Here is a 13,278-nt window from a genome sequence, read left to right as displayed (position 1 = left end):
TGAGAGGGGTTATCTCGGCGGGCGAACGCCCGGAGGGGGAGGCGCTGACTCGCGGCGCCTCCCCCTCCTGAACTGCGTCGGCACCGTCGTGGTGCCGACCCGTCAGCATCCCGGCTGACGCACGGGGCGCCGCTGGAAGCGGGCGGCCACCGGACGGCGGCGCAGCCGGCCGGCCTGCTTGGCCTCGCGGACCAGACGCTCGTGCTCGGCGCGGGCTTCGAGCTCGTGGGCCTGCTGCTGAATGAGCTGGTACTCGATCACTTCGGGTTCCCCCTCGGGTTTCACCTTCGTTTCCCTGACAAGTAAGAGCTTCCTCCCCCAGTGGGGGGTGCCACATCGGGAGCGTGCCCCATCTTCCGAAGGCCGAGGGCCTTAGATGGGGCGCCAGAAAAGGTTTAAGGCCCTGCCTCACCTAGATACATAGGTGAGACAGGGCCTTAGGCCTTACTTAGGGGGCCTTAGATGCCTTAGATGCCTTAGGAAGGCGGGCTTGACGGCCTAGGCACCCGAACCTTCTCAGGCGGAGACACCCAGCTTCTCCAGGCGGTGCCTACTGTCCTTCCGCGGCAAGCCGCTCCAGACGGTGCCTACTGTCCTTCCGCGGCAAGCCGCTCCAGACGGTGCCTACTGTCCTTCCGCGGCAAGCCGCTCCAGGATCAGGTCCTTGACCCGGGCCGCGTCCGCCTGGCCGCGGGTGGCCTTCATGACCGCGCCGACCAGCGCGCCCACAGCCGCCACCTTGCCGTCGCGGATCTTGGCGGCGACCGCCTCGTTCTCGGCGATGGCCTGGTCCACGGCGGCACCCAGCGCGGAGTCGTCCGAGACCACGGCCAGGCCGCGCTTCTCGACGACCTCGTCCGGCTCGCCCTCGTCGGCCAGCACGGCCTCGATGACCTGGCGGGCCAGCTTGTCGTTCAGCTTGCCCTCGGCGACCAGCGCGGCGACCCGGGCGACCTGCGTCGGGGTGATCGGCTGCTCGCTCAGCTCGGTGCCGGTCTCGTTGGCGCGGCGGGCCAGCTCGCCCATCCACCACTTGCGGGCCTGGTCGGCGGGGGCGCCGGCCGCGATGGTCTCCTGGATCGGCTCGACCGCACCGGCGTTGAGCACCGACTGCATGTCCTTGTCGGACAGGCCCCACTCGGCCTGCAGCCGGGCGCGACGCACCCGCGGCAGCTCCGGCAGCCCGGCCCGCAGCTCCTCGACCCACTCCCGGGCGGGGGCCACCGGCACCAGGTCCGGCTCGGGGAAGTAGCGGTAGTCCTCGGCGTTGTCCTTGATCCGGCCCGAGGTGGTGGACCCGTCGTCCTCGTGGAAGTGGCGGGTCTCCTGGACGATGGTGCCGCCGTCGGTCAGCACGGTGGCGTGCCGCTGGATCTCGAACCGGGCGGCCCGCTCCACGCTGCGCAGCGAGTTGACGTTCTTGGTCTCCGAGCGGGTGCCGAAGGTCTCGGTGCCGTTCGGGCGCAGCGACAGGTTGACGTCGCAGCGCATCTGGCCCTTGTCCATCCGGGCCTCGGAGACGCCCAGCGCCTTGATCAGCTCGCGCAGCTCGGCCACGTACGCCTTGGCGACCTCGGGGGCCCGCTCGCCGGCGCCGACGATCGGCTTGGTGACGATCTCGATCAGCGGGATGCCGGCCCGGTTGTAGTCGAGCAGCGAGTGGGTGGCGCCGTGGATGCGACCGGTGGCGCCGCCGACGTGGCTGGACTTGCCGGTGTCCTCCTCCATGTGGGCGCGCTCGATCTCCACGCGGAAGGTCGAGCCGTCCTCCAGCTGCACGTCGAGGTAGCCGTTGAAGGCGATCGGCTCGTCGTACTGCGAGGTCTGGAAGTTCTTGGGCATGTCCGGGTAGAAGTAGTTCTTCCGCGCGAACCGGCACCACTCGGCGATCTCGCAGTTCAGCGCCAGGCCGATCTTGACGGCCGATTCCACGCCCACCGCGTTGACCACCGGCAGCGAGCCCGGCAGGCCCAGGCAGGTCGGGCAGGTCTGGCTGTTCGGCTCGGCGCCCAGCTCGGTCGAGCAACCGCAGAACATCTTGGTCTTGGTGCCCAGCTCGACGTGGACCTCAAGGCCCATCACCGGGTCGTACGACGCGAGAGCGTCCTCGTAGGAGACCAGGTTCATGACGCTCACAGCGTCCCTTCTCACTTGAAGCTTGGGAGGTACGGGCCCGGCCCCGCACGGCACGTGGGACCGGGCCGGGGCGTCAGCCCAGCAGCACGTCGTCGGAGCCGAGCTGGCGCAGCTCGCGGACCAGCAGGGCCGTGCCGGTGATCAGCGCGGCGGCACCGACCAGGGCGTTGACCAGCTTGAGGGTGTCACTCTCCTCGCGGGCCTTGCGGACGTCCTTGACGATGGAGACCGCACCGAACGCGCTGGTGCCGATGGACAGCCACAGGCCGGGCTTCGAATGCTTCCACCCCTTGACGGAGCTCGGGGCCTTGGCCTTCTCGATCTTGCTCACAGTGCCGGTACCTCCTCCAGCAGGGTGTGCCCCCACTTGTCGTTGAGTGCGGCCTCGACGGCGCCGCCCACGCGGTACAGGCGGTCGTCCGCCATCGCGGGAGCGATGATCTGAAGGCCGACCGGGAGATTGTCCTCCGGAGCCAGGCCGACCGGCAGCGACATGGCCGCGTTGCCCGCCAGGTTGGACGGAATCGTGCACAGGTCGGCCAGGTACATCGCCATCGGGTCGTCGGCGCGCTCGCCGATCGGGAAGGCGGTGGTCGGCGTGGTCGGCGAGACCAGCACGTCCACGCCGGCGAAGGCGGCGTCGAAGTCGCGCGAGATCAGCGTCCGGACCTTCTGGGCCGAGCCGTAGTAGGCGTCGTAGTAGCCCGAGGAGAGGGCGTAGGTGCCCAGGATGATGCGGCGCTTGACCTCGTCGCCGAAGCCGGCCTCGCGGGTCAGCGCGGTGACCTCCTCGGCCGAGCGCGAGCCGTCGTCGCCGACCCGCAGGCCGTAGCGCATGGCGTCGAAGCGGGCCAGGTTGGAGGAGCACTCCGACGGCGCGATCAGGTAGTACGCCGGCAGCGCCAGGGTGAAGGACGGGCAGGACACCTCGACGACCTCGGCGCCCAGCTCGCGCAGCAGCTCCACCGACTCGTCGAAGCGCTGCATCACGCCGGTCTGGTAGCCCTCGCCGGCGAACTCCTTGACGACGCCGATCCGCATGCCGCGGACGTCGCGCATCCTCGCCGCCTCGACCACGGCCGGGACGGGCGCGTCGATCGAGGTGGAGTCCAGCGGGTCGTGCCCGGCGATGGCCTCGTGCAGCAGCGCCGCGTCCAGCACCGTACGGGCGCAGGGGCCGCCCTGGTCCAGGCTGCTGGAGAACGCGACCAAGCCGTAGCGGGACACCGAGCCGTAGGTCGGCTTGACGCCCACGGTGCCGGTGACGGCGCCGGGCTGGCGGATCGAGCCGCCGGTGTCGGTGCCGATCGCCAGCGGAGCCTCGAAGGCGGCCAGCGCGGCGGCCGAGCCACCGCCGGAGCCGCCGGGGATGCGGGTGAGGTCCCACGGGTTGCCGGTCGGGCCGTAGGCGGAGTTCTCGGTGGAGGAGCCCATCGCGAACTCGTCCATGTTGGTCTTGCCGAGGATGACGACGCCGGCGTCCTTGAGACGGGTGGTCAGGGTGGCGTCGTAGGGCGGGATCCAGCCCTCCAGCATCTTGGACCCGCAGGTGGTCGGGATGCCCTTGGTGGTGAAGACGTCCTTCAGCGCGAGCGGGACGCCGGCCAGCGGGCCCAGCTCCTCGCCCTTGGCGCGCTTGTCGTCGACGGCCTTGGCGGCGGCCAGCGCGCCCTCGGTGTCGACGTGCAGGAAGGCGTTGACCTTCTTGTCGACGGCCTCGATGCGGTCCAGGTGCGCCTGGGCGACCTCGACGGCGGAGACCTCACCCTTGGCGATGGCGCCCGCGGTCTCGGCAGCGCTGTAACGGATCAGCTCGGTCATCTCGGTCAGTCCTCCCCGAGGATCTGCGGTACACGGAAACGCTGCTCCTCGGCGGCGGGGGCGCCGGACAGCGCCTGCTCCGGGGTGAGCGACGGCCGCACCTCGTCCGCGCGCATGACGTTGGTCAGCGGCAGCGGGTGGGAGGTCGGCGGGACGTCCTGTCCGGCGACCTCGGAAACGCGGGCGACCGCGCCGATGATCACGTCGAGCTGCGCGGCGAAGTGGTCCAGCTCTTCGGGCTTCAGCTCAAGACGCGACAGCCGGGCGAGGTGGGCGACCTCCTCGCGCGTGATGCCAGGCATGCAGCGATCCTCAGGGTGAGTTCTGGTGAGACCCGGCGACGCCTGCGGCGCTGCCGGGCCCGGGCAGGAGCAGCCTGGTTCGGCGCTCCGTCCTCGTGGTCTTTGGACCCCATCCTATGGGGCCCGGCCCGTCCACCGGCCAACGAGTGGAGCCGTGCCCCCGTTACCGACCTTCACTGGGGCCTGGTCCGGGCCCACCCCTGCGCACCCGGCGCCTGGAAGCCGATCTGCGCGGCCGGCAGCGCCGGGCCGCGCTGGACGCCCTGGACGGCGGGCGGCAGCACCGGCGGGAGGGTCGGCGGCAGCGCCGGGGGCAGCGCGCCGGGCTGGACCGCCGGCTTGACCGCCGCGGACCGGTCGACCGGCCTGATGATCGACGGGAGCTGCGAGGCCGGACCGAAGCGCTCCACCGTCGGGGCGCCGGTGGTGCGGTGCACCCGCAGCCAGGCGGTGGCCTGATCGGCGGGCAGCGCGGCCGACACCAGCCAGCCCTGGACGGCGTCCACGCCCATGCAGTGCAGCCGCTCCCAGGTCTCGTCGTCCTCGACGCCCTCGGCGACCACGGTCAGGCCGAGCGAGTGGGCCAGCTCCACCGAGCAGCGGACCACCGCCGCGTCGTGGTCGTCGGCGACCATCCGGGAGACGAAGGAGCGGTCGATCTTCAGCTCGCCGACCGGCAAACTGCGCAGCCGCACCAGCGAGGAGTGGCCGGTGCCGAAGTCGTCCAGGGACATCCCGACGCCGTAGCCGCGCAGTTCGGCCAGGGTGTCGGCGGCGCGCCGGGAGTCGTCCAGCAGCAGCCGCTCGGTGATCTCCAGCTGGAGCGCGTGGGCCGGCACCTGGTGGCGGACCAGGTGGCCGGCGACGCGCTGGGCGAAGCCGGGGTTGAGCACGTCGCGCGGCGAGACGTTGACCGCGACCTGCACCTGGAGTCCCTGGTCGCGCCAGTAGGCGAGTTGACCGACGGCCGCCTCCAGCACGTAGTCGGTGAGCCGGGGCATCAGGCCGCTGGACTCGGCGAGCCCGACGAACTCGTCCGGGGATACGTTCCCCTGTCCGGGCCGCTCCCAGCGCAGCAGCGCCTCCAGGCCGACCACCCGGCCGTCGAAGGCCACCTTCGGCTGGTAGTGCAGCTGCACCTCGCCGGTCTCCAGGGCCCGGCGGAGGTCCCCGAGCAGGCCGATCCGGTACGGGGTGTCGGCGTCCTGGGTCTCGTCGTACTGGGCCACCCCGCTGCACTCGCGCTGGGCGTGGCCCATCGCCACGTCGGCGCGGCGCAGCAGCGATTCGGCGTCCTGGGCGCCCTGCGGGTAGACGCAGACGCCGGCGCTGGCCTCCAGCACCAGCAGCAGCCCGTCCAGCCGGATCGGCGCGGCGAGTTCGGCGATCAGCGCCTTGGCGACGCGCTCCAGGCTGTCCGGGCAGTTGATGCCGGGCAGTAGGACGGCGAACTCGTCGCCGCCCATCCGGGCCACCATCGGGCGGCCGCGCCGGTAGTGCCGGGGCAGGCCGGCGAAGACGTCGTCGATGGACTCCCGGGTGGCGCTGCCGGCCGGGCCGCCGGAGCGCAGCGCCCGGTGGAGCCGACGGGCGATGTGAACCAGAAGGCGGTCACCGGCCGTATGACCAAGTGTGTCATTCAGTGATCGGAAGCGGTCGAGGTCAAGCAGGATGAGACCGACGCTGCAGCCCTCCTCGCGCTCGACGATCGCCTCCTGGGCGGCCAGCAGTAAGGCCTGACGGTTGGGCAGATCCGTCAGGGGGTCGGTCAGCTGGTCGCGGGCGCGGTCGCGGGCGATCCGCCAGGCCGCCACCAGGACGGCCAGCGGGACCGCGAACAGCGGCAGCAGTTCGGGTTCGTACCGGTAGACCAGGACGGCCAGCGGGATGAGCGGCGCGGCTCCGGCCAGCAGCACGCCGAGCAGCAGGACCGCACCCGCCACCCCCTGCGGCGGGCGTGTGGGCGCGCCGCCGGTCGTACGATCCATAAGCCCTGTCCTCCGTCGGGCCCGCCCCGTCAGGCCGCCTTACGGTGAGGCACCGTGCTGGTACCGACAGCTGCCGGGCATGGAGCGACCCCGAGGAGCACCGGCTCAGCCGGTGCCCCCACCCCTGCTGACACTCTGTTGCGCTCCAGGGTATGCCGGGGTCCACCCGGTGGGCAGACTTTCGGACAACCGGAAACGCGCCACCGCGTCCGGGTGTCGCACAGTGACACAATGCCCGCTTTCACTGAACGGCACCCGGTGACGCCGCATCAGGACGATAACAACACGGATCCGGCCACCGGCCGCTCGGGTCCGATCCGGATCAGCCCTCGGCGGGGGCCTCGACGGGCTCGGCGGCGGCCTCCGACTCCGGAACTCCCAGGTGGGCGCGGGCGGCCGACGGCCCGTCGGCGAGCAGGACGGCGAAGCCCGCGTCGTCCAGCACGGGCAGTCCGAGCTGAACGGCCTTGTCGTACTTCGATCCTGGGTTGTCACCAGCGACCACAAAATCGGTCTTCTTCGAAACCGAACCGGTCACCTTCGCTCCGCGCGAGGTCAGCGCCTCCTTGGCGCCGTCCCGGGTGTGGCCGGCCAGCGTCCCGGTCACCACCACCGTGAGCCCCTCCAGCGGACGTTCCGCCTCCTCCTCGTCCGCGAACTCCTCGACGAAGCGCACACCCGCGGCGCGCCACTTCTCCAGGATGTCCCGGTGCCACTCCTCCTCGAACCACTCCTTGATCGAGCGGGCGATGGTCGGACCGACGCCCTCGACCGCCGCCAGCTCCTCCTCGGTGGCCGAGAAGATCCGGTCCAGGTCACGGAACTCCCGGGCCAGCTCCTGCGCCGCGACCGGGCCGACGTGCCGGATCGACAGGCCGTTGAGGAAGCGCCAGAGCGGGCGGTCCTTCGCCCCCTCCAGGTTGTCCAGCAGGGTCTGCAGCGACTTCTTGGGCTCGCCCTTGGTGGTCGCGAAGAAGAAGACCTCCTTCTCCTTGCCCGTCTTGTCGTCCAGCTTGGGCATGCCGGTCTTCTGGTCGCGCACCAGCACCTTGATCGGCAGCAGCTGCTGCTCCGTCAGCCCGAAGACGTCGCCCTCGTTGCCCACCGGCGCCTCGGCGGGCTCCAGCGGCTGGGTCAGCGCGGTGGCCGCCACGTAGCCGAGCCCCTCGACGTCCAGGCACTGCCGCCCGCCGAGGAAGGCGATCCGCTCCCGGATCTGGGCCGGGCAATGCTGGGCGTTCGGGCAGCGCAGGTCGATGTCCCCCTCGGACATCGGGCGCAGCTCGGCGGCGCACTCCGGGCAGTGCGAGGGCATCACGAAGGCCTGCTCGGTGCCGTCCCGCAGGTCGTAGACCGGGCCGAGGATCTCCGGGATCACGTCGCCGGCCTTGCGCAGCACCACGGTGTCGCCCAGCAGGACGTCCTTGGCCTTGACGATCTCCTGGTTGTGCAGCGTCGCGTACTGCACCATCGAGCCGGCCACCTTCACCGGCTCGGCCAGCACCGCGTACGGGGTGGCCCGGCCGGTACGGCCGATTCCGACCTTGATCTCCGCCAGCTTGCCGGTGACCTCCTCCGGCGGGTACTTCCAGGCGATCGCCCAGCGCGGGGACTTGGAGGTGGCGCCGAGCCGGCCCTGCAGGGCGATCTCGTCCACCTTGACCACGACGCCGTCGATCTCGTGCTCGACCGAGTGCCGCTGCTCGCCGAAGTGCTCGATGAACGCCCGGACTTCGGCCAGCGTGCCGACCACCTCGTTGTGCCGGGCGGTGGGCAGGCCCCAGTCGTGCAGCAGCCGGTAGGCGTGCGACTGGTTGTCGATGTCGAAGCCGACCCGGGCGCCGATGCCGTGCACCACCATGTGCAGCGGCCGGGACGCGGTGACGTGCGGGTCCTTCTGGCGCAGCGAACCGGCGGCGGCGTTGCGGGGGTTCATGAAGAGCCGGATCATCGCCCGGGGCCGCTTGCCCTCCTTGGCGCGCTCCTCGTTCTCCTGCCGTCGGCGCTCGTTCTCCTCCGAGAAGGAGGCGTTGAGCGCGAGGAACTCCTCGGTCGGGAAGTAGACCTCGCCGCGGATCTCCACCAGCTCGGGGACGTTCTCGCCCTTGAGCCGGTGCGGGATCTCCTTGATGGTGCGGACGTTGGCGGTGATGTCCTCGCCGACCCGGCCGTCGCCGCGGGTCGCCGCCTGCACCAACTGGCCGTTCTCGTACGTGAGGTTGACCGCCAGGCCGTCCACCTTGAGCTCGCACAGGTAGTGGTACTCGATGCCGTCCAGCTCGGTGGCGACCCGGTCCGCCCAGGCGCCGAGCTCTTCGTCGTCCATCGCGTTGTCCAGGCTGAGCAGCCGCTCGCGGTGCTCGACCTCGGCGAACAGCGCGGTGGGCGCGCCGCCGACCCGCTGGGACGGCGAGTCCGGCGTCACCAGGGCCGGGTGCTCGGCCTCCAGCGACTCCAGCTCGCGCATCAGGGCGTCGAACTCGGCGTCGCTGACGACGGGCGCGTCCTGCTCGTAGTACCGGGTGCGGTGGTCGGTGATCTCCTTCGCCAACTCGGCGTGCCGCCGGCGCACCTCCGCCGGGACGTCCTCCCAGCCCTCGACAGCCGTCACCGCAAGCCCTCCTACGTTCTCATTCCGGGTTGTCCACCAGGCTCTGCGCCGCCCGCGCCGCGAGCGACAACGCCCTGCGCGCGTACGCCGGGGAGGCCCCGGCCAGACCGCAGGTCGGCGTCACCAGCACACGACGGCCCAGCAGCTCCGGAGCGAACCCGAGCCTGCGCCACAAGGTCCTGACTCCCTGGACACTACCGGCCGGGTCGGACACCGCCTGGTCAGTGGAGGGGACGACACCAGCGAGGATCACCGTGCCGCCCTCCACCGCCTCGCCCAGGTCGTCGTCCTGGCGCTCGGTGAGGAGCGAGAAGTCCAGCGAGATCCCGGCGACCCCGGCCCGGCGCAGCAGCGGGACCGGTACGTCCGGGGCGCAGGAGTGCACCACGACCGGCGCGTCCAGGCCGCGGATCAGCTCCCGCAGCACCTCCTCGGCGACCTGCCGGTCCACCGCGCGCAGCCGCTGGAAGCCGCTGGCGGTCTTCACCGACCCGGCCAGCACGGCGGGCAGCGAGGGCTCGTCCAGCTGGAGCACCACCTCGGCGCCCGGGATCCGCTTGCGGACCTCGGAGAGGTGGCGGCGCAGACCCTCGGTGAGCGAGCCGGCGATGTCCCGGCAGGCGCCCGGGTCGGCGAGCGCCTTCTCGCCGTGCCTGAGCTCGATGCTCGCCGCGAGCGTCCACGGGCCGACCGCCTGGACCTTGAGCGCGCCCTGGTGGCCCTGGGTGAACTCCTCCAGGGCGTCCAGGTCCTCGCCGAGCCAGGAGTGGGCCCGCCTGGTGTCCCGGCCGGGGCGGTCGGCGAACCGCCAGCCGCTGGGCTCGGTCTGCGCGAACAGCTCGACCAGCAGGCCGGCGCTGCGGCCGATCATGTCGGCGCCCGGGCCGCGCGCGGGCAGCTCGGGCAGGAAGGGCAGGTGCTCCAGCGCGCCGGTGGCGGTCTTGGCGGCCTCCCGGGCGTCGGTGCCGGGCAGCGAGCCGACGCCGGTGGCGGCGCCGCGCAGGTCGGGGAAGGGGTGTCCGGTACTCACCCGCCCGAGCCTAGTGCGCGGCACCGCTCCGTCGGTCAGCGCCCGGGGCGGACGGTGATGTCGGTGATCTCGGCGTCCCGGGAGGCGTCCAGGGCGGCGAGGACGGCCTTGGCGACGGACTCCGGATCGATCCAGCGGTCGGCGTCGTACTCCTTGCCCTCCTGCTGGTGCACCTTGGCCTGCATCGCGGTGGCGGTGCGGCCCGGGTATACCGAGGTGACCCGCACGCCGTTCGGGTGCTCCTCCTGGCGCAGCGCGTCGGCCAGCGCCTTCAGGCCGTGCTTGCTGGCCGCGTACGCCGACCACTCGGCGTGGGCGGTGAGGCCGGCGCCGGAGTTGACGAACACCACGTGGCCCTTGACCAGGCGCAGCGAGGGCAGCAGCAGCCGGGTCAGCTCGGCGGGAGCGACCAGGTTGACGTTCAGGGTGTCCTGCCAGGCCTTCACCGGCAGGTCGCCCACGGTGCCCAGCTCCACCGTGCCGGCGACGTGCAGCAGCGAGTCCAGCTCGACGGGCAGCGCCTGGTGCCCGAAGGCCCAGGACAGCTTGCCCGGGTCGCCGAGGTCCCCGACCAGGGTGCGGGCGCCCGGGAAGCGGTCGCGCAGTTCGCCGGCCCGCCGGGCGTCCCGGGCGAGCAGCCAGAGCTCGTCCCCGCGCTCGGCGAGCTTCTCGGTCAGGACGGCGCCGATGCCGGAGCCGGCGCCGGTGATCAGATGTGCAGCCATGGCCCCGATCCTCTCAGGCCTTGAGCAGCGTAAACACCTCGGCGGGCGTGTCGGCGAAGCCGATCAGCTCGGCGAGCGGGCGCGGCAGGAAGCCCTCGGCGTCCATCCGCTCCAACTGGGTGCGCAGGCCCGCGTAGAAGCCCTCGGTGTCCAGGACGACCACCGGCTTGTCGAAGATCCCGTGCTTCTTGAGCTCCAGCACCTCGGTGACCTCGTCCATCGTGCCCAGCCCGCCGACCAGCACCACGACGGCGTCCGCCCGGGCGGCCAACTCCCGCTTGCGCTCGGCCAGGTCGGCGGTCATCACCAGTTCGTCGGCGCCGACGTAGCCCTTGTGCTTGAGCATCTCGACCATCACCCCGACGAGTTGGCCGCCCGCCGCCTTCACCTCGTCGGCGAGCAGGCCCATCAGCCCGGCGTTGGAGCCGCCCCACACCAGGGTGTGCCCGCCCTCCCCGAGGAGCCGGGCGAACTCGGCGGCGGGGGCGGAGTAACGGTCGTCGAGCGAGTACGCGGAGCAGAAGACGCAGATATTCATGATGCCGACTGGTCTATCACGCCCCGCCGCGCCCGCTCACCGGCATTACGAGCGGAGCCCCGGCCACTGCCGCCTTCGTCCTCCTGTCGTCTTCCCGCCTGGGTCACATCAGCTGTCGGCCGTCGTGGGTCCGGACGGTCGGCGCCAGGTCGTCCCGAAGCGCGTCCAGTAGGCGCACGGCGTAGACCTCCGCCATTCGATCGGAGACCTCAGTCGGCGTGAGCCAGTCGACTTCAACCGACTCGTCCGAGGGTCGCTCCGCCCCGCTCTCCGGCCGACAGCGGAAGACCAGGGCAACGATCCCGCGACTCACGTTCTTGTAGACGCCGGTCAGCCGCTCCACGCCGACCTTGATCCCGGTCTCCTCGTAGACCTCGCGGCGCACGCCGTCCTCAACCGACTCGGTCAACTCCAACACCCCGCCCGGCGGCTCCCAGGTCCCGTTGTCAGCCCGCCGAATCGCCAGCACCCTGCCGTCCTCACGTACCACCGCCCCGGCGACGGACACCGAGTGGAGCGGCGTTGACTGGGGCTTCCCGGCGCTGTTACTCATGTGCAGGAGGATAGGAGCCCTGAAGGACTATGGCGAACGGTGAAGTGGCCTCGTCGGCCACGGCGAAGTACCTGCAGATCGCGGCTGATCTTGCGGCACGGATCAGATCAGGCGCACTCGCTCCTGGAGCGACCGTGCCCAGCGAAGCCGAACTCATGCAGCGGTACGGAGTCGCGTCCGGGACGGTTCGCAAGGCCATCGCCGAACTCCGCACATCTCAGTTGGTCGAGACACACCACGGCCGAGGCTCGTTCGTCCGCTCCCGCCCGCCGGTTCAGCGAAAGTCTGCGGACCGGTTTCGCCGCGCCCACCGCAACGCGGGCAAGGCCGCATACCTCGCGGAGGCCGAGAACTCCGATGGCGTCCCGTCCGTCACCGTGCTGTTCGTGGGCCCGACTCCGGTGCCGCCGGAGATCGCCAATCGCCTGGACCTTCCCGCCGGCACCCAGGTCCTCGCCCGGAAGCGGCGGTACTTCCGGGATGGAGTACCAACTGAGGAGGCCACGTCCTACCTGCCGTGGGATGTGGTCAAGGACATCCCCGAGGTCTTCGCCGAGAACCCCGGTGGCGGCGGCATCTACGCTCGACTCGAAGAACACGGTCACTCCCTGGCCGAGTTCACCGAGTCCGTTCGGGCCCGGCTCGCGACCAAACCGGAGAGCAGGGCACTCGACCTGAGCCCCGGTGCGCCGGTGATCCATCTTGTTCGCAACGCCATTTCCACGGATGGCCGGGTGGTGGAGGTGTGCGACACCGTCATGGCCGCCGACCAGTTCGTTCTCGAATACCGCTTCCCCGCACAAGACTGACGTTCAGTCGGTTCCGTCGACCCGTCGCGAGGACCCTCTCGCGACGGGTCGACTCATGTACAGGAGTCGGGCACCCTTTACCTCGTCACTCATGTACATGAGTGACGTGCAATGCCTCATCTAGAGGAGCTGGCCATGTGCGAAGGCCTACACCGTGGAGTTCCCATGCGGCGCGCTTTGCTGGAGGCCCGCGAGTCCCCCGACGCCGGTTCGGTGTCGGACTCCGCCCAGGTGCTGCTGCCCTACCTGCCCGAGTCGGCGGGCCACGTCGATTCCTCCGGAAGGCGCTGATGGAGTGGGGCCTGGCCGAGCTGATCGATGCGGCCGAGCTGGTCACCTGCGAGTTGGTCACCAATGCTGCGAAGACCGGATGCCGACGACAAATGACGGTCACCATCCGGCGCGTCTCGAGCTTGACCGTGCGGATCTCGGTGCGCGACGGATCGCGTGCACCGCCAGTCCTGATCCAGGCTTCTCCGGATGAGGAGTGCCATCGCGGACTGGCGCTGGTAGATCGCCTGACTGGCGGTCGGTGGGGCGTGAGCCTCGAGCCCCTGGGAAAGGTCGTCCACGCCGAGCTCAACATGCCTAAGCCGGCTCCCCAGTGAATCGGGAGCGGTCGGAGAACGGTTCCGGACCCGAGGATCCTCCGCCCTGCGGGTCCGATCCGGTCCAGGTCTGGACCGCCTACGGAGTGTCGGCGGCAGGCGTCCTGCATGTCATCGCTGCGGCTCTGGTGCTGATCAACCGCAGCCACTGACCCCC

Annotated in this window: 13 protein-coding genes and 1 pseudogene; 3 read left to right on the top strand and 11 right to left on the bottom strand. The window is 71.0% G+C overall.

Annotated elements, in window-relative coordinates; genetic code table 11:
* Nucleotides 1-102: 102 nt before the first annotated feature.
* The 11 genes and pseudogenes from ACZ7BZ_RS17970 to ACZ7BZ_RS17920 form a co-directional block, all read right to left on the bottom strand.
* On the bottom strand, nt 103-261 hold the full coding sequence (locus ACZ7BZ_RS17970; RefSeq protein ID WP_380460528.1) for a hypothetical protein: 159 nt from the start codon (nt 259-261) through the stop codon (nt 103-105).
* Nucleotides 262-624: 363 nt separating this feature from the next.
* Entirely contained in the window at nt 625-2,136 is a 1,512-nt protein-coding gene (gene gatB / locus ACZ7BZ_RS17965; RefSeq protein WP_470359133.1) for an Asp-tRNA(Asn)/Glu-tRNA(Gln) amidotransferase subunit GatB, read from the bottom strand.
* A gap of 73 nt (nt 2,137-2,209) precedes the next feature.
* Nucleotides 2,210-2,467, bottom strand: a complete 258-nt coding sequence (locus ACZ7BZ_RS17960; RefSeq protein WP_380460531.1) for a hypothetical protein — start codon at nt 2,465-2,467, stop codon at nt 2,210-2,212.
* On the bottom strand, nt 2,464-3,957 hold the full coding sequence (gatA, locus tag ACZ7BZ_RS17955; RefSeq protein WP_380460533.1) for an Asp-tRNA(Asn)/Glu-tRNA(Gln) amidotransferase subunit GatA: 1,494 nt from the start codon (nt 3,955-3,957) through the stop codon (nt 2,464-2,466). The genes ACZ7BZ_RS17960 and gatA overlap by 4 nt, the downstream gene beginning before the upstream one ends.
* 5 nt (nt 3,958-3,962) lie before the next feature.
* A complete protein-coding gene (gene gatC / locus ACZ7BZ_RS17950; RefSeq protein WP_470359132.1) occupies nt 3,963-4,259 on the bottom strand; it encodes an Asp-tRNA(Asn)/Glu-tRNA(Gln) amidotransferase subunit GatC in 297 nt (98 codons plus the stop codon).
* A gap of 173 nt (nt 4,260-4,432) precedes the next feature.
* Nucleotides 4,433-6,184, bottom strand: a pseudogene (locus tag ACZ7BZ_RS17945) (putative bifunctional diguanylate cyclase/phosphodiesterase); the annotation flags it as partial.
* 385 nt (nt 6,185-6,569) lie between these two features.
* Nucleotides 6,570-8,858 (bottom strand): NAD-dependent DNA ligase LigA, encoded by a 2,289-nt coding sequence (ligA, locus tag ACZ7BZ_RS17940; RefSeq protein WP_470359131.1) that lies wholly within the window; start codon nt 8,856-8,858, stop codon nt 6,570-6,572.
* 19 nt (nt 8,859-8,877) lie between these two features.
* On the bottom strand, nt 8,878-9,888 hold the full coding sequence (locus ACZ7BZ_RS17935; protein ID WP_470359130.1) for a methionine synthase: 1,011 nt from the start codon (nt 9,886-9,888) through the stop codon (nt 8,878-8,880).
* A 35-nt stretch (nt 9,889-9,923) separates the two neighbouring features.
* Nucleotides 9,924-10,613, bottom strand: a complete 690-nt coding sequence (locus ACZ7BZ_RS17930; protein ID WP_465740584.1) for an SDR family oxidoreductase — start codon at nt 10,611-10,613, stop codon at nt 9,924-9,926.
* Between the two features lie 13 nt (nt 10,614-10,626).
* Entirely contained in the window at nt 10,627-11,151 is a 525-nt protein-coding gene (locus ACZ7BZ_RS17925) for an LOG family protein (protein WP_380460541.1), read from the bottom strand.
* A 103-nt stretch (nt 11,152-11,254) separates the two neighbouring features.
* Entirely contained in the window at nt 11,255-11,716 is a 462-nt protein-coding gene (locus ACZ7BZ_RS17920) for an NUDIX hydrolase (RefSeq protein ID WP_470359150.1), read from the bottom strand.
* 17 nt (nt 11,717-11,733) lie between these two features.
* Here ACZ7BZ_RS17920 and ACZ7BZ_RS17915 point away from each other — a divergent pair, with 17 nt between their 5' ends.
* The 3 genes from ACZ7BZ_RS17915 to ACZ7BZ_RS17905 all read left to right on the top strand — a co-directional run bounded on the left by ACZ7BZ_RS17915 (nt 11,734) and on the right by ACZ7BZ_RS17905 (nt 13,121).
* Entirely contained in the window at nt 11,734-12,513 is a 780-nt protein-coding gene (locus ACZ7BZ_RS17915) for a GntR family transcriptional regulator (protein WP_470359129.1), read from the top strand.
* Nucleotides 12,514-12,678: 165 nt separating this feature from the next.
* Nucleotides 12,679-12,804: a hypothetical protein gene (locus ACZ7BZ_RS17910; RefSeq protein WP_470359128.1), complete on the top strand. Its 126-nt coding sequence runs from the start codon at nt 12,679-12,681 to the stop codon at nt 12,802-12,804.
* Nucleotides 12,804-13,121, top strand: coding sequence for an ATP-binding protein (locus tag ACZ7BZ_RS17905; RefSeq protein ID WP_470359127.1), 318 nt, complete (start codon nt 12,804-12,806; stop codon nt 13,119-13,121). Before ACZ7BZ_RS17910 ends, ACZ7BZ_RS17905 begins: the two co-directional genes overlap by 1 nt.
* Nucleotides 13,122-13,278: the final 157 nt, after the last annotated feature.

The sequence above is a fragment of the Kitasatospora sp. NPDC036934 genome, from assembly GCF_055608425.1.
The sequence above is the reverse complement of the archived record's forward strand: the minus strand, read 5'-3'. Positions and strand labels throughout refer to the sequence as shown.

Bases quoted from the DNA above. Each gene is read 5' to 3' on its own strand.
- gatA (WP_380460533.1), bottom strand. From the start codon at position 3,957: ATGACCGAGCTGATCCGTTACAGCGCTGCCGAGACCGCGGGCGCCATC.
- gatC (WP_470359132.1), bottom strand. From the start codon at position 4,259: ATGCCTGGCATCACGCGCGAGGAGGTCGCCCACCTCGCCCGGCTGTCG.
- ACZ7BZ_RS17930 (WP_465740584.1), bottom strand. From the start codon at position 10,613: ATGGCTGCACATCTGATCACCGGCGCCGGCTCCGGCATCGGCGCCGTC.
- ACZ7BZ_RS17925 (WP_380460541.1), bottom strand. From the start codon at position 11,151: ATGAATATCTGCGTCTTCTGCTCCGCGTACTCGCTCGACGACCGTTAC.
- ACZ7BZ_RS17915 (WP_470359129.1), top strand. From the start codon at position 11,734: ATGGCGAACGGTGAAGTGGCCTCGTCGGCCACGGCGAAGTACCTGCAG.
- ACZ7BZ_RS17910 (WP_470359128.1), top strand. From the start codon at position 12,679: ATGCGGCGCGCTTTGCTGGAGGCCCGCGAGTCCCCCGACGCCGGTTCG.
- ACZ7BZ_RS17905 (WP_470359127.1), top strand. From the start codon at position 12,804: ATGGAGTGGGGCCTGGCCGAGCTGATCGATGCGGCCGAGCTGGTCACC.